This window comes from Acetobacter conturbans (assembly GCF_011516755.1).
Taxonomy (GTDB): domain Bacteria; phylum Pseudomonadota; class Alphaproteobacteria; order Acetobacterales; family Acetobacteraceae; genus Acetobacter; species Acetobacter conturbans.
Genome location: NZ_WOSY01000003.1, coordinates 122781 through 141864 on the forward strand (window position 1 = coordinate 122781; position 19084 = coordinate 141864).

The 19084-nt window shown below is 63.0% G+C and carries 23 protein-coding genes; 3 read left to right on the forward strand and 20 right to left on the reverse strand.

Annotation, left to right across the window (positions count from 1 at the left end):
- Positions 1-126 precede the first annotated feature (126 nt).
- The 10 genes from GOB81_RS04125 to GOB81_RS04170 form a co-directional block, all read right to left on the reverse strand.
- On the reverse strand, positions 127-1029 hold the full coding sequence (locus tag GOB81_RS04125; protein WP_198912100.1) for a F0F1 ATP synthase subunit gamma: 903 nt from the start codon (positions 1027-1029) through the stop codon (positions 127-129).
- A complete protein-coding gene (locus tag GOB81_RS04130; RefSeq protein ID WP_173569111.1) occupies positions 987-2519 on the reverse strand; it encodes a F0F1 ATP synthase subunit alpha in 1533 nt (510 codons plus the stop codon). The genes GOB81_RS04125 and GOB81_RS04130 overlap by 43 nt, the downstream gene beginning before the upstream one ends.
- The gene (locus GOB81_RS04135; RefSeq protein ID WP_173569112.1) at positions 2506-3243 is read right to left on the reverse strand and encodes a F0F1 ATP synthase subunit B family protein; all 738 of its coding nucleotides are present in this window, start codon (positions 3241-3243) and stop codon (positions 2506-2508) included. Before GOB81_RS04135 ends, GOB81_RS04130 begins: the two co-directional genes overlap by 14 nt.
- A 4-nt stretch (positions 3244-3247) precedes the next feature.
- On the reverse strand, positions 3248-3493 hold the full coding sequence (locus tag GOB81_RS04140; protein ID WP_173569113.1) for a F0F1 ATP synthase subunit C: 246 nt from the start codon (positions 3491-3493) through the stop codon (positions 3248-3250).
- Entirely contained in the window at positions 3490-4206 is a 717-nt protein-coding gene (locus GOB81_RS04145) for a F0F1 ATP synthase subunit A (protein WP_173569114.1), read from the reverse strand. Before GOB81_RS04145 ends, GOB81_RS04140 begins: the two co-directional genes overlap by 4 nt.
- A complete protein-coding gene (locus GOB81_RS04150) occupies positions 4203-4520 on the reverse strand; it encodes an N-ATPase subunit AtpR (protein ID WP_173569115.1) in 318 nt (105 codons plus the stop codon). The genes GOB81_RS04145 and GOB81_RS04150 overlap by 4 nt, the downstream gene beginning before the upstream one ends.
- Positions 4513-4797 carry an AtpZ/AtpI family protein gene (locus GOB81_RS04155; protein ID WP_198912101.1) on the reverse strand — a complete coding sequence of 95 codons (285 nt, stop codon included), beginning with the start codon at positions 4795-4797 and terminating at the stop codon, positions 4513-4515. Before GOB81_RS04155 ends, GOB81_RS04150 begins: the two co-directional genes overlap by 8 nt.
- Positions 4797-5213, reverse strand: a complete 417-nt coding sequence (locus GOB81_RS04160; RefSeq protein WP_173569116.1) for a F0F1 ATP synthase subunit epsilon — start codon at positions 5211-5213, stop codon at positions 4797-4799. Before GOB81_RS04160 ends, GOB81_RS04155 begins: the two co-directional genes overlap by 1 nt.
- On the reverse strand, positions 5210-6673 hold the full coding sequence (atpD, locus tag GOB81_RS04165) for a F0F1 ATP synthase subunit beta (protein WP_173569265.1): 1464 nt from the start codon (positions 6671-6673) through the stop codon (positions 5210-5212). The genes GOB81_RS04160 and atpD overlap by 4 nt, the downstream gene beginning before the upstream one ends.
- Before the next feature lie 164 nt (positions 6674-6837).
- A complete protein-coding gene (locus GOB81_RS04170; protein ID WP_173569117.1) occupies positions 6838-7836 on the reverse strand; it encodes an aldo/keto reductase in 999 nt (332 codons plus the stop codon).
- 126 nt (positions 7837-7962) lie between these two features.
- On the opposite strand from GOB81_RS04170, the gene GOB81_RS04175 reads away from it, so the two are divergent.
- Positions 7963-8115, forward strand: coding sequence for a hypothetical protein (locus tag GOB81_RS04175; protein WP_173569118.1), 153 nt, complete (start codon positions 7963-7965; stop codon positions 8113-8115).
- A 30-nt stretch (positions 8116-8145) separates the two neighbouring features.
- On the opposite strand, the gene ssb is transcribed toward GOB81_RS04175, so the two are convergent.
- On the reverse strand, positions 8146-8709 hold the full coding sequence (ssb, locus tag GOB81_RS04180) for a single-stranded DNA-binding protein (RefSeq protein WP_173569119.1): 564 nt from the start codon (positions 8707-8709) through the stop codon (positions 8146-8148).
- Between the two features lie 202 nt (positions 8710-8911).
- Between ssb and GOB81_RS04185 the strand changes: the two genes are divergently transcribed.
- Positions 8912-9322 (forward strand): hypothetical protein, encoded by a 411-nt coding sequence (locus GOB81_RS04185; protein WP_173569120.1) that lies wholly within the window; start codon positions 8912-8914, stop codon positions 9320-9322.
- Positions 9323-9423: 101 nt separating this feature from the next.
- Here GOB81_RS04185 and GOB81_RS04190 read toward each other — a convergent pair whose 3' ends face one another.
- The 4 genes from GOB81_RS04190 to GOB81_RS04205 all read right to left on the reverse strand — a co-directional run bounded on the left by GOB81_RS04190 (position 9424) and on the right by GOB81_RS04205 (position 12892).
- Entirely contained in the window at positions 9424-9912 is a 489-nt protein-coding gene (locus GOB81_RS04190; RefSeq protein WP_173569121.1) for a helix-turn-helix domain-containing protein, read from the reverse strand.
- A gap of 67 nt (positions 9913-9979) precedes the next feature.
- A complete protein-coding gene (lnt, locus tag GOB81_RS04195; RefSeq protein ID WP_338421304.1) occupies positions 9980-11605 on the reverse strand; it encodes an apolipoprotein N-acyltransferase in 1626 nt (541 codons plus the stop codon).
- On the reverse strand, positions 11589-12437 hold the full coding sequence (locus GOB81_RS04200) for a GNAT family N-acetyltransferase (protein ID WP_173569122.1): 849 nt from the start codon (positions 12435-12437) through the stop codon (positions 11589-11591). The genes lnt and GOB81_RS04200 overlap by 17 nt, the downstream gene beginning before the upstream one ends.
- Positions 12434-12892 (reverse strand): Fur family transcriptional regulator, encoded by a 459-nt coding sequence (locus GOB81_RS04205; protein ID WP_338421309.1) that lies wholly within the window; start codon positions 12890-12892, stop codon positions 12434-12436. Before GOB81_RS04205 ends, GOB81_RS04200 begins: the two co-directional genes overlap by 4 nt.
- 231 nt (positions 12893-13123) lie before the next feature.
- Here GOB81_RS04205 and GOB81_RS04210 point away from each other — a divergent pair, with 231 nt between their 5' ends.
- Positions 13124-13366 carry a sulfurtransferase TusA family protein gene (locus GOB81_RS04210; protein ID WP_173569268.1) on the forward strand — a complete coding sequence of 81 codons (243 nt, stop codon included), beginning with the start codon at positions 13124-13126 and terminating at the stop codon, positions 13364-13366.
- Positions 13367-13394: 28 nt separating this feature from the next.
- Here GOB81_RS04210 and GOB81_RS04215 read toward each other — a convergent pair whose 3' ends face one another.
- From GOB81_RS04215 to GOB81_RS04235, 5 genes are all read right to left on the reverse strand, one after another.
- Complete coding sequence (locus GOB81_RS04215; protein WP_173569123.1) at positions 13395-14495, reverse strand: glycosyltransferase; 1101 nt, start codon at positions 14493-14495, stop codon at positions 13395-13397.
- 291 nt (positions 14496-14786) lie between these two features.
- Positions 14787-15383, reverse strand: coding sequence for an HAD family hydrolase (locus GOB81_RS04220; RefSeq protein WP_173569124.1), 597 nt, complete (start codon positions 15381-15383; stop codon positions 14787-14789).
- The gene (locus GOB81_RS04225; protein WP_173569125.1) at positions 15383-15853 is read right to left on the reverse strand and encodes a hypothetical protein; all 471 of its coding nucleotides are present in this window, start codon (positions 15851-15853) and stop codon (positions 15383-15385) included. The genes GOB81_RS04220 and GOB81_RS04225 overlap by 1 nt, the downstream gene beginning before the upstream one ends.
- Positions 15854-15867: 14 nt before the next feature.
- The gene (locus GOB81_RS04230; RefSeq protein ID WP_173569126.1) at positions 15868-17007 is read right to left on the reverse strand and encodes a DegT/DnrJ/EryC1/StrS family aminotransferase; all 1140 of its coding nucleotides are present in this window, start codon (positions 17005-17007) and stop codon (positions 15868-15870) included.
- A complete protein-coding gene (locus tag GOB81_RS04235; protein ID WP_173569127.1) occupies positions 17004-19019 on the reverse strand; it encodes a polysaccharide biosynthesis protein in 2016 nt (671 codons plus the stop codon). The genes GOB81_RS04230 and GOB81_RS04235 overlap by 4 nt, the downstream gene beginning before the upstream one ends.
- Positions 19020-19084: the final 65 nt, after the last annotated feature.

Here is a 19084-nt window from a genome sequence, read left to right on the forward strand (position 1 = left end):
CATCAGAGCGCCAGCAGAAAACGTTTGAAACAGCCGCTCCATCTTTTACTGGCGGGAGCGGCTCCTGAAGCGGCCATGTCTCACCACAAGGAGAGGCGGGGCGCGTCGCTTTGGACTGCCCCGAGCTTACTCTCCCGAAAAACGTTTCAGACGCGCGAGCGTGGGACCGGAGACCAGTTCCATGATTTCCGCCGTGATCTCATCCTGCCTGACGGTGCGGCGCTGCTGTTCGAGCGTGGCCAGTTGTCGGCTGATTTCGTCATGGGCGGCGGTCATACGCTCGCTGCGCGCCTCGTTTTCCGCCGCAAAAGCATGCAGGGCGGCCTGACAGAGCTGGGCGAACAGGTAATCGGCCGTCAGATCCATAATCAGCGTCTCACGCGGGACATTCAGCAGCGGAGGTTCCGCGACCGGTTCGGACGTAAACAGGGCAGGATCGAGCGGGAACAGCGACTGCCGCGTCATGCACGCCCCCTGTCCCGGTTCCCAGCGGCAGAAAACGGTCGAGACCGTTGCCAGCCGCCCGTCCAGCACCTGCCGGGAAATTTCGGTCGTTATCGTATCGGCTACTGCCGGAATGGCAGCCGGGTGCTGGGCAGCGGCTGTCGTCCAGACCGGCTTCAGTCCCCGTGACCGCGCTATGGCTGCTCCCCGTGTGCCGATCAGGAAGATATGATTCTTCTCGTCAGCACTGACCGCATCCAGCATGTGTTCGCTGAACAGTCCGGCAAATCCCTGTTCGGCGCAGAAAAGGATCACGCCGGTGCCGCCATCCCGTTCCGACAGTCTGGCACGCTCCCGGTCCAGGATGAGGGCCGCTACGCGCACCAGCGCCGAACGGATCGTAGCGGCATAGGCATCCACGGCCACAAGCGCCTTGCGGGCCTGCTGAACCCGCACGGCGGCAAGCCCGCGCATGGAATTCACCACACCGTCGAGATCATTGACACTGTTGATGTGCGCGGTGACTTCCTGCAGCCGTTCCGTCATGACGCTGGTGGCGGCGGTGATGGCTGAGCGGTCAGGCACGCCTTCAGGGCATTGATGAGAGCGGTTTTCTGATCAGCGGACAATGCGCCGCCCGCGCTGATCGCAACGCCCAGTTCCGGCGTTTTGTCCTGCACCCACGTTCCAAATTTTCCCCGCAGAGTCCGAATGGCCGACACCGGTAACGGATCGAAAAGCCCCGCTTGCGATGCAGTCACCAGCGCGGTTTCCTCCAGCAGATCCAGCGGCGCATGAGGTGGCTGACGCAGGACCTCCCTGATGCGGGCGCCCCGCGTGAGTTGCTGGCGCACGCGGGCATCGGGCAGGCCGCCGAAACGGGTGAACGATTCCAGCTCGATAAACTGTGCATAATCGAGCCGCAGCGTGCTCACGGCGTTCCGCAGGACGGGCGCCTGTGTCGCCCCGCCGACGCGGCTCACGCTGACGCCGACATCGACGGCCGGTTTCTGCCCCTGATCGAACAAGGTGCGGTCCAGAACGATTTGCCCATCCGTGATCGAGATGAGATTGGTGGGAATATAGGCACTGAGATTGCCCGCTTCCGTTTCGGCAATCGGCAGGGCCGTCAGTGAACCGCCACCCTTTTCCGGCGACAGTTTCGCGGCGCGCTCCAGCAGCCGCGCATGGACATAGAAAATATCGCCGGGATAAGCCTCGCGACCCGGCGCACGACCGGTCAGTAGCGACACCTCGCGATGGGTCGCGGCATGCTGTGAAAGATCGTCAATGACGATAAGGGCATGCTGACCACGATCGCGGAAATATTCCGCCATGCTGAAACCGGCAAATGGCGCGATCCAGCGAAGGCCGGGCGTCTCGGCGGGACGGGCGACCACGATGATGCACCGTTCCGGGTTGCCACGCTTGCGGATCGTATCGATGACGCGCTGGACGCTCGACGTTTTCTGCCCCACTGCGACATAAACGCAGATCATCTCGTTGGATTTCTGCGCGAGGATCGTATCCACCGCCACCGTGGTCTTGCCGGTCGCCCGATCTCCCACGATCAGTTCACGCTGCCCGCGACCGAGTGGAAACAGCGTGTCGATGGCGAGCGTGCCGGTCTGGATAGGCTGCACGACAAGCGCACGGTCGATGATACCCGGAGCCGGACGTTCGATGGGAAGGCGCGCCTGAGCGTCAATGGGACCACCATCATCAAGCGGCCGTCCCAGCGGATCGACAACGCGGCCAAGGAGCGCCTCCCCGACCGGCACACTGACGACCTCCGCCGTGCCATGAACCGGTGCCCCTGCCTCGATGGTGCTGTCATCGTCGAGCAGCACGCAGCCTATGCGTTTCTCCTCCAGACTATGCGCGAAGCCGTAGCGCCCGTTTCCGAACGACAGAAGTTCGTCCAGCCGCGCATCCGGCAGGCCGGACACGAGGGCGACGCCATCCCCAACATCTTCCACACGCCCGATCCGTTCGGTGGAAGGACCGGATACGATGTCGCCCAGCCGCGTCCGGGCAGCGGTGAGCCAGTCTGAAGTGGAGTCAGCTTCGAGCATGGGTCAGGTTATCCCTGATATGGTCCAGATCGGCCTTCCAGCTGGAAGCGACGGACAGAGAGGGCGTGATAACGGCGAACCCTTCGATCAGCGTGGGATCGGTCGTCCATGTGATGACCGGCTGCGTCCCAAGAATCCCGGCCAGCCGCGTCTCATATTTCCTGCGATCAGCGTCCTCCGGCGCAACGGCAGCCATCAGGATGAAACCTGCCTGCAACTGCGTCCGCTCTCGAAGCGGAAGAGCCGTCACGGCCTGTTCAAGACGTGCGAACAACGTGTCACGGACAGCCTCCGACGAAATGCCTGTGGCGGAAAGGATCTGCCGGGCGATATCGACGGCGAGACTGGCCGCCTGATCGCCCCATGCCGTCCGCGTTTCGGTCTCCTCACGGGCAAGAGTCTGCCGGGTCGCTTCCTGCAACGCGGCGGCGTCCTGCTGGGCGCGGGAGAGGGTGGCGACACGCCCGGCCTGCGCTTCGACGTCCGCCTTTCGCAATACCTCTGCGCGTTCTCCCGCGATCCCAGTCCTGGCGGCGGACAGGGCAACACGCTCCGCTTCCACCTGTTTCTCTTTCTCGGCGAGAGCGTCCAGACGTCTGGCGACATCATTCTGTCGTCCCGCGATAATGGCGGAGAGAGGACGCCAGAAGAAGCGGCCCAGCAGCCAGATCAGAATGCCAAGATTGACGAGCTGAAAACCCAGCGTCCACCAGTCGATATTCACGATGTCACTTCAGCAGCGGGTTGGCGAACAGAAGCAGCAACGCGATGACAAGGCAGTAGATCGCCATCGTCTCGATCATCGCCAGTCCGACGAAGAGCGTGCGCGAGATGGTCCCGGCCGCCTCGGGCTGACGGGCGATGGCATCCATGGCGGCGGCCACGGCGCGACCCTCCGCCAGCGCGGGACCGATGGACCCACAGGACACGGCGAAGGCCGCTGAAACGATGCTGGCAAGCGCAAGCCAGTTCATGGGGAGACTCCTGTTCGATCTGGATTGGTGGAAGCCGCAGGCGACGCCGTGGGGCGGCTGAGTGCGCTTCCAATGAAAACCATGGCCAGCACCGCAAAGATGTAGGCCTGTACGGCGCTGGTCAGCATGTCGAGCGCCATGAGGGGGATGGGTACCAGCAACCCGGCCAGCGACAACACGATGCCGATGACAAACGCGCCCGCCATGACATTCCCGAACAGACGCACCATCAGGGAAAAGGTCCGCGTCACGGTGCCGAGCAGATTGAGCGGTACCATCACGATGCTGGGCCACAGGAACGTGCGGAGATAGCCGCCCACACCGCCCGATCGGATGCCGAAAACAATGATGGCGAGAAAGACCAGCCCTGCCAGCGCGGCGTCCGTCGCCAGTGTCGCTGTCGGCGCAGCGATCCCGGGCAGCAGGGCGCACCAGTTGGCGACAAGAATGAACACGAACAGGGTGCCCACGAAGGCGCGGTAGGGAGCCGGGTCTTCGACCCGCATCGTGCTGGTGATCTGCGTGTCCAGCGTGGTCACCAGCAGTTCCAGGCAAGCCTGTAACCGGCCCGGAACATTTCTGGTCAGATGACGGGAGACGGCGAGACTTCCCACGACAAGCAGCGCCATGATCCCCCATGTCGTCACCACCGGCTCGGTGACCGGAACGGGGCCGATATGAAAGAGTGGCGGAGTGACGAGAGGCGAATTCATGAAATCGCTCCCTTCCGTGAGGCGGAAAGGTCGGTTTCGTTCAGCCTCCGACGCATCAACCGGAGCGTCAGCGGACGGGCAATCAGGATACCGGCCCCCGCCAGCAGCAGGGGCTGTGTGCCGCTGCGGGCGGCAAGGGTCAGCAGCACGGCCAGTGCGATGAAGCGTACCCCCATAATCGCGACAGCGGCCAGCCGTCTGTCCGGCGAGACCAGCCACTGAACGTTGGTCCAGAGCGCCATGACATGCACGACCCCGGCAAGGAGGCCCGCGGCCAGCCACAAAGCGGAGGAAAAGGGCATCACGTCAGGCATGGGGATGGTTCATCCAGTTCCACGCGCTCCATCCGCCCACTCCGAAACCAAGCAGCAGCAACGCCGCCGAAAAGAGAACGCCCTTTCCCATGAGGTGATGGTCGAGCCAGCGTCCCGCCAGCATGCCACCCAGCGGAGGCGTGACGATGGTCCATCCCAGCGCACCGATATGGGCGAGGTGAGTTGTGACATTGACCTCCTGATCACTCACACCGGTCCGTCTGTCTGTCTGCTGGCGCACAGCCGCTTCCATTTCCTCACGCGGAGAAGGCGCCATCACTGAAACATCCCCATGTCGCCGGGCTTCAGACGTCCCGCAATCAGACGGACGGCCGCGAGTTGCAACCCGACCGCCGCGACATTGGCGTTGCGTCCGATATCTTCCAGCGCCTCGAAATGATCGCGGACCAGCGTGCTGAGGCTCGCAAGATCGTCGCCGACCACCGCCTCCCGCGTGGCGATGTCCACCGCCTCCCCCTTGTCCTTCACTGTCAGGACACCGTGACGCACGGCGCAGTAACGCTCACTGCCGTCCGAGCGCTTCCAGCTTATGACCGTCGGTACGAGACTGGTCAGCAGATCGGCATGGCCCTTCAGAATACCGAAGCTGCCGCTTTCGTCCTGGGCCCTGACGGACAGGACGCCTTTCTCATCCGCGACGACCGTCAAAGGCGTGATGACGCGCACCCTCATGCCGTCGCCTTTTTCGCGCTGTCTTTACGGGTGGCGTTTTCCTTCTGCTGCGCCTCTTCAAGCGTGCCGATCATATAGAGCGAGCTTTCCGCCCAGTCGTCCGTCTCGCCCGCAAGGATGGCGCGACAGCCCGCGACCGTATCGGCCCGGCTCACGCTGCGACCCGGCTGGCCGGTGAATTTCTCGGTCACGGTGAAGGGCTGGCTGAGAAACCGTTGCAGGCGACGCGCCCGTGTCACGACCTGCCGGTCTTCGGTGCCCAGTTCCTCGACGCCCAGCAGGGCGATGACATCTTTCAGCGATTTCAGGCGGGCGAGCGCCTCCCGGACATCTTCCGCGACCTGACAATGCTCTTCACCCACCACCAGCGGATCGAGCAGCACGGATGATGAGGCCAACGGGTCCACGGCGGGATAGAACCCCTGCGCGGCGAGGTTCCGCGACAGCACGATCTGGCTGTCCATATGTGTGGAAATGGTGGTGACGGCCGGATCGGTGAAATCGTCGGCGGGAACGTACACTGCCTGAATGGCCGTCACAGCCGTTCCGGCGACGGAGGCGATCCGTTCCTCGACCTCCCCCACCTCGGTCGCGAGCGTCGGCTGGTAGCCCACCCGCGAGGGGAGGCGGCCGAGCAGGCTGGAAAGCTCGCTGCCCGCCTGTACGAACCGGTAGATATTATCCATCAGAAGCAGGACGTTGCGGTGCGCCCGGTCACGAAAATCCTCGGCGATGGTGAGGGCCGTGAGCGGCACCCGCCAGCGTGCTCCGGGCGGTTCGTTCATCTGGCCATACACCAGCACGGCATGACTCAGAACGCCGGAGGACTGCATGTCGGACAACATCTCATGGCCTTCACGGGTCCGCTCTCCCACACCGGCGAAAATCGAAAGTCCCTGATACTTCGCCGCCATGGCATGGATGAGTTCCATGATCAGCACTGTCTTCCCGACTCCCGCGCCACCGAACATCGCGGCTTTGCCGCCGTGAGCGATAGGGGTCAGCAGGTCGAGCACCTTGATGCCTGTATCGAAAAGATCGGTGCTGCCTGTTTCCACACTCATGGCCGGGGGCGGGTGATGAATGGTGCGAAACGGCGTTGAAGGCGGGAATGCCGGTCCATTATCCCGTGGAATCCCGGTCACATCGAGAAGGCGACCCATCACTCCGTCTCCCACCGGGACACGTACCGGCGCGCCTGTGGACCGGACAGGCATATGACGGGCAAGTCCGGAAGTGGAGGACAGCGCAACGGCCCGGACCGTTTGCAGGTCCAGATGGCTGTGCACTTCCAGAACCAGCGACTCCGCATCGCTGCGAAGCACTTCGAGCGCAGTGTTGATCTCTGGCAGACATCCCGCGGCGAAACGGACGTCAATCACCGCTTCCCGCACCGCCACGATTTCGCCCGCGACGGCGCGCACCGGATCGACCTTCTGCTCTCCGGTGCTGGTAACCATCATTCAGCCCGCCTTTCCTGCGTTCAGAACTCTGCTGGAAGCCTATTCAAAAAACGCCTGATGAAACAAATGACAATCTGACGTCAGAGGGAAATTACCCGCGTCGGAAGACCGCAGAAAATGGTCCCTGCGTCTTCCCGACAGAAAGCGAGCCCGCTCTCGCCTTACACGCCTGCCGGACGGCTCGTGGGAGGCGCCATGAATTCCGGACCAACGGGATCAGGCACGCACCGCGTCAGAATCTCGTTGATGTCCGCCTTGGTCTTGTCATCGATATGCCATCCATCGACATCCCGAATGGCGTCCAGTTGCCCCGGATGCCGCGCACCCCAGAGCGCGATCGTCGGGCCCTGATCGAGAACCCAGCGCACGGCCAGAGCCAGCACGGACTTTCCGAATCGTTCCTGCGCCAGTGCGCTCAGTTCCTTCACGGCAGCAACATAGTGCGCCAGACGCGGTTCCCTGAATTTCGGATCGCTCTTGCGCAGGTCATCACCTGAGAACTGCGTCGTTTCGGTGATCTTCCCCGCCAGCAGTCCGCGACAGAGCGCGCCGTAGCACAGCATCGTCAGGCCGCTCTTTTCCGCGTACGGCATGACATCGCGTTCGATATCCCGCTCGAACAGATTGTAAGGCGGCTGGATGGCATCGAGTGTGGCCCCGGCCCGAAACCGGTCCATCTGTTCCGGAGAAAAATTGCTCACGCCAATGGCGAGGATTTTCCCCTCGCTGCGAAGGTCTTCGAGCACACGTCCGGTTTCCGCGAGATCGCTTTCGAGATCGGGCCAGTGGACCTGATAGAGATCGATCCGGTCGGTCCGGAGCCTCCGCAGGGAATCCTCGATTTCCTGCCGGATGCGCGCAGGGCGACAGTCTCTGAACGGTTTCCCGTCCTTCCAGTTCAGGCCGAGCTTGGTTGCGATCTGCACCCGATCCCGCAGACCACCCTGCGCAATCGCCTCGCCCACGATTTCTTCTGAATTTCCGAACCCGTAAACCGGCGCCGTGTCGATCAGGGTGACACCCATATCCACGGCGGTGCGAATGGTTTCAAGGGATTGCTGGCGATCCGAGCCGCCCCACATCCATCCACCGATGGCCCAGGTGCCGAGGCCGATGCGTGAAGCCGTCACGCCGCTCTGACCGATTTTGATGTCTTCCATTGCTTTACCCCTTCAAGCCCGCTGCCCTGCCTGTCGGCAGCAGCATGCTGGATGTGGTTGCAGGCGAATGAACGGTTCGGAACCCTGCCGGAGTAAAAGCTAAACTCTCTGCTGTGCTGATGCGCAATGATGCGTGTCAAACGAACGACACCTGCATGTCATCCGGATTTCAGCAACACGCTGGACAGGCGAGGCATGGTCTGCCTCTGCCTGCGTGGCCGTTTTTCAAACGCGCTGGCGGCCACCGGCTCAGGACCGTTCATGCCCCTTACAGGCTGAACGATCCTGCGCGACGGATGGTTTCTGAGGTCAGAACGGAATTTCGTCGTCGAGATCACCGCTCGGTGCATCCCAGCCGCCCGGCGAGGCCGGGGCGCTTTTGCGTGCACCACCGGCACCCCCAGCACCGCTCGCGCCGCCTATCCGACGCGGAGTGCCACCGCCACCGCCGAACCCGCCGTCCGATTCCGCCCCGCCGTAGCCGCTGCTTCCGCCGCCGCCTTCCTCACCTTCACCGGAACCGCGGCCATCCAGCAGAACCAGTTCTCCCCGAAAACGATCGAGCACGATTTCCGTGGTGTATTTTTCCTGTCCGGACTGGTCCGTCCATTTGCGCGTCTGAAGCGTGCCTTCCACATAAACCTTGCGGCCCTTGCGCAGGAAACGCTCGGCGACATCGGCAATACGGTCGTTAAAGACGACGACACGATGCCATTCCGTCCGTTCGCGGCGCTCACCTGAAGTGCGGTCGTTCCACGTATCGCTTGTCGCCACTGAAAGAGATGCGATCTTCTGGCCGCTCTGGCTGGTCCGAATTTCCGGATCACGTCCGAGATTTCCGACCAGAATAACCTTGTTCACACTGCCTGCCATTGCAGCCTCCCCGTTGCCGTTCCGTCGTAATGGGCGTCTCTGGCCCTTTTATGGACAGACCAAAGCCGCGAGCATCTGCCTCTGGTTACAACCCGGCCCGATACCCTGCAATTGGTATTAATGGGACAGCGCGTTCATCGCCCCTTGAACAAGAGTCCATCTCGGACCTTAATGCCCTCTCACTCTCAGGCACGAACCGCATTTGACCCGACCGACTCTCCCCTCAGGCGCTCCGCCCCCGGCTTCTTCGACCAGACCGGCAACCACCGCCCCCCGCCGGTCGTCCCCCGTCGTCTCCGGGGAGCAGCTCGAAGCCGCCGCCGATGCCTATTATACCTATTGCGGCGCACCATGGGACGACCTCGCTCCGCAGGCGCAGAACCTGTATCGCATCCGCATGCAGCTCGCGCTTGACGCCTTCGCCGAGCGCATGTGGCGCCCTATTGCAACCGTTCCGCGTGACGGAAGCGCCATCCTGCTTTTTCTGCACATGAAGAACCGGGGTGATTACATCTGGCTGGATCGCTGGGATCATCAGGATGGGCGCTGGCGGCTGGCGCCCCATGCAAAACCGACCCACTGGACGCCGCTCCCCGCACCGCCTCATCCCTGAGCGGGGCTCGGGCAGACACCACACCTTCATGGAACTGCCTGAAGAGATCAAACAGGCTGAACCTTAAGGGGACATGCGCATAGCGCGAATGCCCCGCGCGTCTATTCAGACGGGGCCATCGACCGGATGAGATCCAGCACCCGCTTTCTCACCCCCGCATCGGGGATTCTGTAATAAGCCCGCACAAGTTCCATCGTCTCACGCCGGGACATTACACTGGTGTCAATCGATGCCGTCGCAGGAGCACCTGACACGGGCGGCCCGCCAAAACCCTGCTGCGCCTCCGCAAATCCCATCACGGGAGACGCATGGGAAGCCGGGGCGGGAATCGCAGCCGGATCGAGCGGCATGTCGTCGTAGAAAAAGCCTATGGGCACATCCAGCACACGGGCGATTTCGAACAGCCGGGACGCACTGACCCGGTTCGCACCGCGTTCATATTTCTGGATCTGCTGAAAGGTCAGGCTGATCGCCTCACCCAGCTTTTCCTGGGACATTCCAAGCATTGTGCGACGCAGACGAATCCGCGCCCCCACATGCAGATCAAGGTCGGTGATTCGTGTTCCGCTGCCGTCTGCCGTCGTTGTCATGCGCCATCCCCCGACAGACCATCTGTGGATTAAGAATTAATCAACATACAACCAGAAGATGAATTTGTTAACTGCCACGGCCATAACTCTTTCGGGGGCGCCATGGAAACGTAACCAAAGCCGCAAAAAGACAAAGCCCAACAGGGATCGCCTGTCCGAAACGCGCGAAAGGAGTCGGAGGCAAGGGAGCCGGAAGAGCCCGGATCAGCACACCTGTCACACCCCACTCCAGTCGCCCCAGATCATGACCCCGTGCATCGTAGACGATCGACACGCCGGTATTGGCAGCACGCGCGATCGGCAACCCCTCCTCGACGGCCCGCAATCTGACAGCCGCGAGATGCTGGCGCGGGCCGGCACTGTTGCCATACCAGGCATCGTTGGTGACATTCACCAGCCAGTCGGGGCGATCATGACGATCCACCACATGCCCGGAAAAGATCACTTCATAACAGACAAGCGGACCGACGGCGCTCAAACCGGAAAGATGCCAGCTCAACGGACCAGGCCCCGGTGTCATACCGCCACCCGGCACCACCTGCAGCGGCAGAAAACGAGGCTGATATTCTCCGAATGGCACGAGCGTCGCCTTGTCATAGACGCCTTCGACCTTGCCATCCTCATCCAGCGCGACGACTGAGTTTCGCCAGTGCTGATCGCTCCCGATCCGCAACGTACCGATCACACCGGCCGTCGCCCCGCTGGCCGTACGGGCGATCATCGAACGGGCAAAGGCATCTTCCTCCAGCACGCCGGGAAAAGCGGTCTCGGGCCAGACATAGACCACTGGATGCGCTGGGCCCTGCGCCCTGCCTGTCTCCTCGACCGCCTGTACCACGCCCTGCCGGGTCAGGCGCAAATAACGCTCGAATACCGCCTGCATGTCGGCGCGGCTGATCTTCTCCTGTTCGGGCACATTACCCTGCACAAGCACAACTGTCGGAGACGTGGCATTACCGGAAGCCACGCTTTCCTGAGCCTGAAGGCCATAAAAACGTGCTGCGCCGAGGCTGGCCCAGACCACCAGCACGATGCCGCCCCCCACCATGGCGCGGCGCTCCAGCGGCATCGTCACAGCAAGAATGACAGTCAGCAGCGTAAGTCCGTCAACACCGATCCAAGCGACGGGCTGGATCATCACGTCGCCAGCCAGTCCGTGAAATGCCCAGTCGCTTCCCAGCGGATTCCATGTGAAACCGCTGAACAGGAACAGCCGCCCCATGTCACAGAGGGTCCAGAGCGCTGCGAACAGCACGCCCCGACGCCATCCGGCTGGAACGACACGGCACAATGCGGCCGGAACAGCGGCAAACGGAGCGAGAATCAGGGCGCATCCCATCGACGGGAACGGCACGAACCACCAGAACTCGCTGGCACGGATCAGGATCGCGTTGATCAGCCAGTACAGCCCGACTGCATGCAGGCCGAATCCGAAGGCGAAACCTGCCCACGCCGCCTGCCGCATTGTCTGCGCGCGGTCGATGCCCCGCATCAGTACGAGAAAGGCGAAAGGCAGGATCGGCAGGAGATGCAGCGGCGGGAAAGTGAACGCCGCCGCCGCGCCCGCGAGCAACGGACCACCCATGGACTTCAGGGTCAGGATCAGCCGTCTGAAACGAGAGGGCTTTCCCACCTCACTCATCAGAAGCGTGTCACGCGGCAAGCGCGCACCCGCCTCAGTCGAGTGCGTCACGCAGACGTCGTTCGTAATGGCGGTAATATTTGTCGGCCAGCAGTTCACTCTTCACGAGGACAGCCACATCGGTCGTCTTGAACTGGGGATCGATCACAGCGCCGTCGCCGACATAACCGCCAAGACGCAGATAGCCTTTGACGAGCGGTGGCAGGCGAGTCAGCGCCCGGCGACGATCGACGGTGGATGGCTCCATGCGCAGCATTTCCACACGGCGCTCTGGAAGCGCTTTAACGCGCAGAGCGGGGGGAGCGAGATGGTTGTGATAGAGGTAGGTCAGTTCCTCGGACAGATCATCGGGGGTCGTGCCGGGCAGGCTCGCGCAGCCGAACAGCACGTCGATCTTGTGAAGGAAGATGTAGGAGGCAATGCCGCGCCAGAGCAGCTGCATCGCCGCACGACCGCGATAGCGCACATCAACGCAGGATCGACCGACCTCGAGCAAACGTCCCGGAAACTTTTTCAGCGCCGCGATGTCGAACTCGCTTTCGCTGTAAAAGCGACCGAGTTTCGATGCCGCGTCGCCCTGCATGAGACGATAGGTCCCCACCACCCCGGCAGCACCGGAGGAGATGGCATGATCGATCACCAGTAGATGATCGGCATATTCATCGAACTCGTCGATATCGCGTTTCAGGCGTGCCGTCCGTTCGTCCGGCTGCGCGCCCATTTCCTCGAAAAACACGCGATAGCGCAGGGCCTGAGCCGCGTCGATTTCCTCTGCGGTCGAGGCGATGCGCACTCCGAGATTACCGCCCCGCAGTTCGTGGAAACCATTCCGTTCCAGATCAAGGGCGGAAAGACCACCAGTGCTCGGCTTCTCGGCGCTCATTTCTCCTTGGTTCCCTTGGCTTTCTTCGTGGCCTTCCCAGAGGGCTTCGCGGCGCTCTCCTGCGGCAGCCGACGACCGAACAGCTCCAGTCGCATCGAAATAAGCTCGAAGCCCAGACGATTCGCAATCCGGCGCATCAGCGCCTCGTGCTCTTCATCCTCGAATTCCAGCACCTTGCCGGTGTCTACATCAATGAGATGATAGTGACGCCCATGCTCGCTCGCTTCATAGCGTGCGCGGCCACCACCGAAATCCCGGCGTTCGAGGATGCCCTTCTCTTCGAGCAGACGCACCGTGCGGTAGACCGTGGCGACCGAGATCCGTGGATCGAGTGCGGCAGAGCGGCGATAGAGCTCTTCAACGTCAGGATGATCTTCCGCATCCGAGAGGACGCGGGCAATCACCCGGCGCTGGCCGGTCATCTTGAGTCCACGTTCCACGCACAGGCGCGCGATCCGGGAATCGGAATAGTCTTCCGCCTTCGCTTTACGCGCCGGGCGGAGAGGGGACGACGTCGAAGCCGGACTCACGGCATGCTTCCTGCTGCCTGTGTATGCACAACCATATGTCCTCGCCTAGCTGATTCACGGGCAACTTGTCCACTCACGGGCAACACTTTCTGGTTGAAACATCGCAAGGTTACGCTCACGCTTGAAGACCTTCACGCATCCGTTCACTCTATCGCCATGCAAAATTCCGCTGCCGCTCCGACCCTTCTGGACATCACGCGCGAAACCTGCCCGATGACCTTCGTGCGCACCCGCCTCGCCCTCGACGGTCTGCCTTCCGGGGCGGTGCTGCGCGTCACCCTGCGAGGGTCGGAACCCCTGAAAAATGTTACGCGCTCGACCGAATCGCTCGGTCATACCCTTCTTTCCACGGAAAACGGTCCGGACGGAACCCATATCCTGACGATCCGAAAGCACTGACCCGGAAAAAAGTTTCTGGAGAGGTTGTTTATTCCCCCAGCAACTCACGGGACAGGGCCACATGCGCCTCCGCATAGGCCATGGAATTGAGCGTGGTTCGCATGCGGTGCTGCGCCTTTTCCACCCGCTTGCGAGCTGCTTCCGGATCAGCCTTGATGGCGCGGATCGCATCAGCCAGCGCCGTCGGACGGCCGAGAGGCACATAAAGGACCGCAGACGGATCAAGATAATCCTCAAGGCCACCACACGCCGTCGCTATGACCGGAACTCCGAAATATGTCGCTTCAAGGATGACCGTGATGCCTGAAACGTGCCGGTTCAGCTTGAGGGGCACGACGACCACATCGGCCTGCTCATAAGTCGCGAATAACTCCCTGTTATTCTTCACACGCATCAGGGTGACGTTGCGATGCCCTTTCGCCGCCCGTCTGGCCGCGCTGGCCCGGCTGACGATTCGAAAGGCTGCGGACGGCAACTCGTCCGCGGCGCGACAGAGGGTTCCCCAGTCCCTGTGCTCATCATTCCCCAGTGACAGCACGGCGATGCTGTCAGCCGAATGGGGTGCTCGTGCTGGATACATACCTTCGGCGCGGATGCCGAAATGAATCCTCTCCACGCGCAGCCACGGAAACAGCGCCCGCGCATCCGCGCAGTTCAGTTGCGAATGCACGGTGAGAACATCCAGACGCCGCAACAGGCTTCGAAACAGCCACCGTCGCCATAGGGGCTGGCTCGACCAGCGATCCAGCAACCAGACGGTCTGGCCAATCAGTTTCGGCAACCGCCTCCTCGACAGATGAAATGCCTCGACGAGCCGAAACAGCAGCAACACACCCAGAGTCTGCGATTCCGTGTGGGTCCACACGACATCGGCGTCGAGCAACTCATGCCGGTTGCGCCAGGCATGCACGACATCGAACCCGAGGATGAAGCGTCCGGCATATCGCGCCAGCTTCTGGAGGCAATTCTCCGGGTAATCCGTCGCATAGGTGATCAGCACCTCATCGGAGGCGGCATGATTGTAGCCATATGCTGCCTCTTCATTGAGGCCGAGCACGTGTCCGCGTCTGCATCGCTCGCGCCACGCGGCGCTCCCGAAGCCTCTCGCCAGATGGACGAAGACTTTCACCGGATCACGCCTCATTCCCTGAGTCGATTATGGGGAAATACGGGCAACCGGTCATGCCGCGTTCACGCGCTGCCTTTTTCAATGAAAAATTCCAAAAAATGAGCTAATTGGAGACATCGTTTGTGTCAGCAGTGCTCTGGGAAGCGATTTTGCCCAGACAGGCCGGACACAGACATCCGGACGCACCGTCGCCTTGCGGCACGGGCAGGACTGCCGGAAGCTGCATGCACCAGCACTCCCCGGACCCCAGACACTCCATGGGTGCGCCACAGGAGGCGCAATGCGTCGGGCTCATGGAGCACTGCGAAAATCGGACCAGGGGCGCACGTCCTCGGCCCGCATTCCGGCACGGCGTGCCGATTCCAGACCCTCGGTGCTGTCCTCGAACACGAGGCAGGATTCGGGTGTGACACCCAGACGCCGGGCCGCCAGCAGATAGATATCCGGAGCGGGCTTGGGTCGTGTCACATCCTCGATGGTCACAATGGCGGAAAACGTCTCCAGCAGACCGATGGCCGCCAGTTCCGCCTCGACCACCTCGCGCGAACCGCTGGATGCGACTGCGAGCGGCAGTCGGCCCGCCCATTCGCGCACCAGCGCCACGACCGGCGCGTTTGCCTTCACGCTGGACAGACGCTGCCGCACGCCTTCGCGGGTTGCCGCCATGATGGCGGGGCGGTTCAGCGTGATCGCGTGGGTCTTTTCGAGTTCCGAGAGGACCATGCCCTCGGAATAGCCGCGACGGCTGACGAACCATTCGGGCGACACGTCGAGGCCGCCTTTTGTCTTCAGCGCCTCAAGCCATGCCGCGAGATAAAGCGGCAGGCTGTCCACCAGCGTTCCGTCACAGTCAAAGATCAGAGCCTTCGTGTCGGCGCTCACCCACATCAGGGGAAAGCCGAACGGGGAAAGACCTGTCCGTCAGCCAGCTTGCGGAGAGGGGTGAACTCCTTGTCCGAAAAGCTTTCCGTCCGCACCTTCGAGCCGTCCGGGGTCTCCACGAACACGGTGTTGTTCCAGTCGGCGGCGCTGATGCCGGTCCAGAGGGTCAGCACAATCGGATCGGGCTTGCCGTCGCGTGTGCCGTCAAGCTCCACGCGGGCGTCGCCGCTGGACGGCGGGGTCTGGCTCAGCGGGCCCCAGCCGCCGGGGTGGTGCTTGAACCACTCGTTCAGCATGGCGACCTCGTCCTGCGTGAGCGGACGGGTATCCCGCATGGGTCCTGTCACCACCTTGCCCCCTGTCACCTCCGGAAAGCTGACGGACACGAAATTCGGCAGCGCAAACATCCAGATCACCAGTGACGTTCCGATCGTGAACGTCAGAAAGGCGATGATGAACGCGGTTTCCTTCCTCATATACAGTCTGTCCTTCAGCCACGTACGGCGGCGATCACCCGGGCGACCTCCGCATCTGTCAGTTCCGGGTGGATCGGCAACGCCAGAATCCGCTGGGAAAGCGATTCCGCCACCGGCAGCGCTACCCCGTCATGATGCGGCTGATAGGCCGGTTGATGGTGCAACGGCAACGGGTAGTAGATTGCCGACGGCACACCGACCGCCTTCATCCGCTCCTGTGTCGCTGCCCGTTCCGCCGAATTCCGGAACAAAATTGAATAGATCGCCCAGGCGCTGGCGCTGTCCGGCACGCGGGCCGGGACCGTCACCACACCGCGGAGACCGGCGTCATAGGCGTCGGCGATGGCGTCACGCCGCGCCAGTTCTTCCGGGAACACGTCCAGCTTGGCCAGCAACACGGCGGCCTGCAATGTGTCGAGGCGGCCATTCATGCCGGTGCGCAGGACCTCGTAGCGGGTCTTGCCCTCGCCATGCGTCCGCAGCGAGCGGTACAGATCGGCGCGCTCGGCATCGTCGGTCAGGATCGCGCCGCCGTCTCCGTAGCCGCCAAGGGGCTTGGAGGGGAAGAAGGACAGCGTGGTCGCCGTGGCTTCCGCGCCGAGTTTGCGTCCGTGATACGCGCCCCCAAAGGACTGGGCGCAGTCATCCATGAGGAAAAGGTCGTAATCCGCCGCGATACTGCGCAGGGCGTCCCATGGGGCGGGCTGGCCGAACAGATCGACGCCGACCAGCGCGCGGGGGCGCAGGATGCCGTCGCTGCGCACCTTTTCGATCCGTTGGCGCAGGTTAGCCGGATCGATCTGAAAGGTCGCGGGATCGACATCGACGAAAACGGGTGTCGCGCCCAGCAGCAGCGGCACTTCGGCGGTTGCCGTGTAGGTGAAGGCGGGCAGGAACACGGCGTCGCCCGGTCCGATATTCTCCGCCATCATGACGATCTGCAGCGCGTCCGTGCCGGACGACACGCCCACGCAGTGGGCCACCCCGCCCCACTGCGCGAGCCGCTCTTCCAGTTCGGTCACTTCCGGGCCGAGGACGAAGCGGCAATGCTCCAGAACCGTGTCGATCCGTTGCCGCAGGGGCGCGCCCAGACGGCGTTGCTGAGCGGGCAGGTCAAGAAACGCAATCGGCTTTTCGCCGCCTGTCGTGGTCATGAGGTCAGTCTCTCCCTGTCCTGATCGGCGCTGGACACGACTCCACGCACTTCACCGGTCGCGTTGTGATCGAATTCCGGCACGAGATTCCTGAGAACCACAATGGCCGCAGCGGCATCCCCGGCATGCGCCAGAACGGCGATACGGTCCACTGTCTGCGCCACCTCGGCGTAATCCACCACCCGTGGGGCGGCCATCAGCAGGCCGGGTGCGTCGGTCGGCACGGGGGCTTCGCGACCGTGGAACAGTTCCTCGAACAGTTTTTCGCCGGGGCGAAGGCCGGTGAAGCTGATCCTCACATCCTCATCGGGGCGCAGTCCGGCGAGGCGGATCATCTGGCGCGCCAGATCGACGATCTTTACCGGCTCTCCCATGTCGAGCACGAAGATGCCGCCGTCACGCAGCAGGGCGTCGGTGCCCGCGATACGTTCTGGCTGCACGCCGCCGGGTGCGTCATGCTCGAATCCGGGTCCGTCCGTTCCGCGCACGCTGGCCTGAAGGACCAGTCCGACCGCTTCCGGCACGGTCATGAAATAGCGGCGCATATCGGGGTGCGTGACCGTCAGCGGGCCGCCCCGTTCAAGCTGCCTGCGAAACAGCGGCACGACCGAGCCGGTTGAGCCCAGCACATTGCCGAACCGGACCGTGACGCATCGCAATGCCTCGCCAGCGTTGCGGGTGGCGATGTCCAGCGCCTGACAGTACATCTCCGCCGCCCGCTTGCTCGCGCCCATCAGGCTGGACGGATTGACGGCCTTGTCGGTGGAGATCATCACCAGCGCCCGCGCGCCGTGACGGCGGGCCGCGTCCGCCACGATGCGCGTGCCGAGCACGTTGGTGAGGAGGCCCTCGCAGGCATTGGCCTCGACGATCGGCACATGCTTGAGCGCTGCCGCGTGGAATACGAGAGCCGGACGGAACTGTGCGAACACCTCGTCGATGCGCTCGATATCGCGCACATCGGCCACCACGACGCTGCGCGGCACGGCGGAGGCGACTTCTCCCAGTTCGACATCGATCTGCCACAGGGCGAATTCGCCGTGGTCGAGCAGCACGAGGTGGCGCGGTCCGAAGCCGGCGATCTGCCGTGCCAGTTCCGACCCGATGGTGCCGCCCGCGCCGGTGACGAGCACGACCTGATTGCGGATCATCCGTTCCATGCCCGCGTGATCGAGCGGCACCTGTGGACGGTTGAGCAGATCCTCGATGGCCACGGGCCGGAGTTCGATCTTGTCGGCGGGCGTCAGAGCCGTGAGCACCGGCGCGCGCATGACCTCGATACCGTGAGACTCCGCCGCTTCCAGCACGCGGGCGAGCTTCTCGCCGCGAAAGTTGGAATCGGTGATGACCAGCGTGTTCGGCAGCCCCTGACGCCGTGCCAGTCCGTCGAGGAGTGCTGCGACATCGGTCACATGCCCGAGGATCGGCACGTTATGGATGCGACGCCCGGCCTGATGCGTTCCCTGCCCGATCAGGCCCGTGACCCGGATGCCCGACTCCGGCGTCCGGTCGAGGGCGCGCAGATAGAGGTCCGCGATCTGGTCGGCGCCCACCAGCATGATGCGTTTCTGGGTCACGCTGCGGCGTGTGATGCCGTTGATCAGGCGATAGGCCGTGCGGAGGCCGCCGAGCATACCGATCAGGGTCAGGGTGTAGATGATGGGGAAGGTCGGGCTGGGGAGCGGAAAGCCTGTGGCCCAGAGTCCTGCGGTGAACAGGGCCGAACTGGCCGCGGAGGCTCCGACGATGCCGAGCAGGTCCGAGATTCCGGAGAACCGCCAGTATTGCTGTGGCATCCGGAACGGCAGGCCGCTGACGAGGAGGGTGATTGCCCCTCCGGCGAGAAACCACAGCGGATGCAACAGGCCGTCACGGGGGGCGGCGAGCCAGCGCGCCAGTGGCGCGGCGACAGCGGCCACGCTGCCATCGAGCAGGACGTTGACCAGTATTCGGTTGAGGGGCCGCAGCCGGGTGCTCTTCGGCGCGGCTTCCGGCGGGCGTTGCGAGACCATCACGCTCGCCCTATAGCCCAGCTATGCGTCGGCTAGAAGCTAATGAGGCCGAGGTTTTTTCAATT

Bases quoted from the DNA above. Each gene is read 5' to 3' on its own strand.
- GOB81_RS04155 (WP_198912101.1), bottom strand. From the start codon at position 4,797: ATGGCGCCTTCTCCGCGTGAGGAAATGGAAGCGGCTGTGCGCCAGCAG.
- GOB81_RS04210 (WP_173569268.1), top strand. From the start codon at position 13,124: ATGCAAAATTCCGCTGCCGCTCCGACCCTTCTGGACATCACGCGCGAA.
- GOB81_RS04170 (WP_173569117.1), bottom strand. From the start codon at position 7,836: ATGGAAGACATCAAAATCGGTCAGAGCGGCGTGACGGCTTCACGCATC.
- GOB81_RS04235 (WP_173569127.1), bottom strand. From the start codon at position 19,019: ATGGTCTCGCAACGCCCGCCGGAAGCCGCGCCGAAGAGCACCCGGCTG.
- GOB81_RS04145 (WP_173569114.1), bottom strand. From the start codon at position 4,206: ATGAATTCGCCTCTCGTCACTCCGCCACTCTTTCATATCGGCCCCGTT.
- GOB81_RS04160 (WP_173569116.1), bottom strand. From the start codon at position 5,213: ATGAGGGTGCGCGTCATCACGCCTTTGACGGTCGTCGCGGATGAGAAA.
- ssb (WP_173569119.1), bottom strand. From the start codon at position 8,709: ATGGCAGGCAGTGTGAACAAGGTTATTCTGGTCGGAAATCTCGGACGT.
- GOB81_RS04150 (WP_173569115.1), bottom strand. From the start codon at position 4,520: ATGCCTGACGTGATGCCCTTTTCCTCCGCTTTGTGGCTGGCCGCGGGC.
- GOB81_RS04220 (WP_173569124.1), bottom strand. From the start codon at position 15,383: ATGTGGGTGAGCGCCGACACGAAGGCTCTGATCTTTGACTGTGACGGA.
- GOB81_RS04140 (WP_173569113.1), bottom strand. From the start codon at position 3,493: ATGAACTGGCTTGCGCTTGCCAGCATCGTTTCAGCGGCCTTCGCCGTG.
- GOB81_RS04175 (WP_173569118.1), top strand. From the start codon at position 7,963: ATGATGCGTGTCAAACGAACGACACCTGCATGTCATCCGGATTTCAGC.
- GOB81_RS04225 (WP_173569125.1), bottom strand. From the start codon at position 15,853: ATGAGGAAGGAAACCGCGTTCATCATCGCCTTTCTGACGTTCACGATC.
- atpD (WP_173569265.1), bottom strand. From the start codon at position 6,673: ATGGTTACCAGCACCGGAGAGCAGAAGGTCGATCCGGTGCGCGCCGTC.
- GOB81_RS04130 (WP_173569111.1), bottom strand. From the start codon at position 2,519: ATGCTCGAAGCTGACTCCACTTCAGACTGGCTCACCGCTGCCCGGACG.
- GOB81_RS04230 (WP_173569126.1), bottom strand. From the start codon at position 17,007: ATGACCACGACAGGCGGCGAAAAGCCGATTGCGTTTCTTGACCTGCCC.
- GOB81_RS04200 (WP_173569122.1), bottom strand. From the start codon at position 12,437: ATGAGCGCCGAGAAGCCGAGCACTGGTGGTCTTTCCGCCCTTGATCTG.
- GOB81_RS04190 (WP_173569121.1), bottom strand. From the start codon at position 9,912: ATGACAACGACGGCAGACGGCAGCGGAACACGAATCACCGACCTTGAT.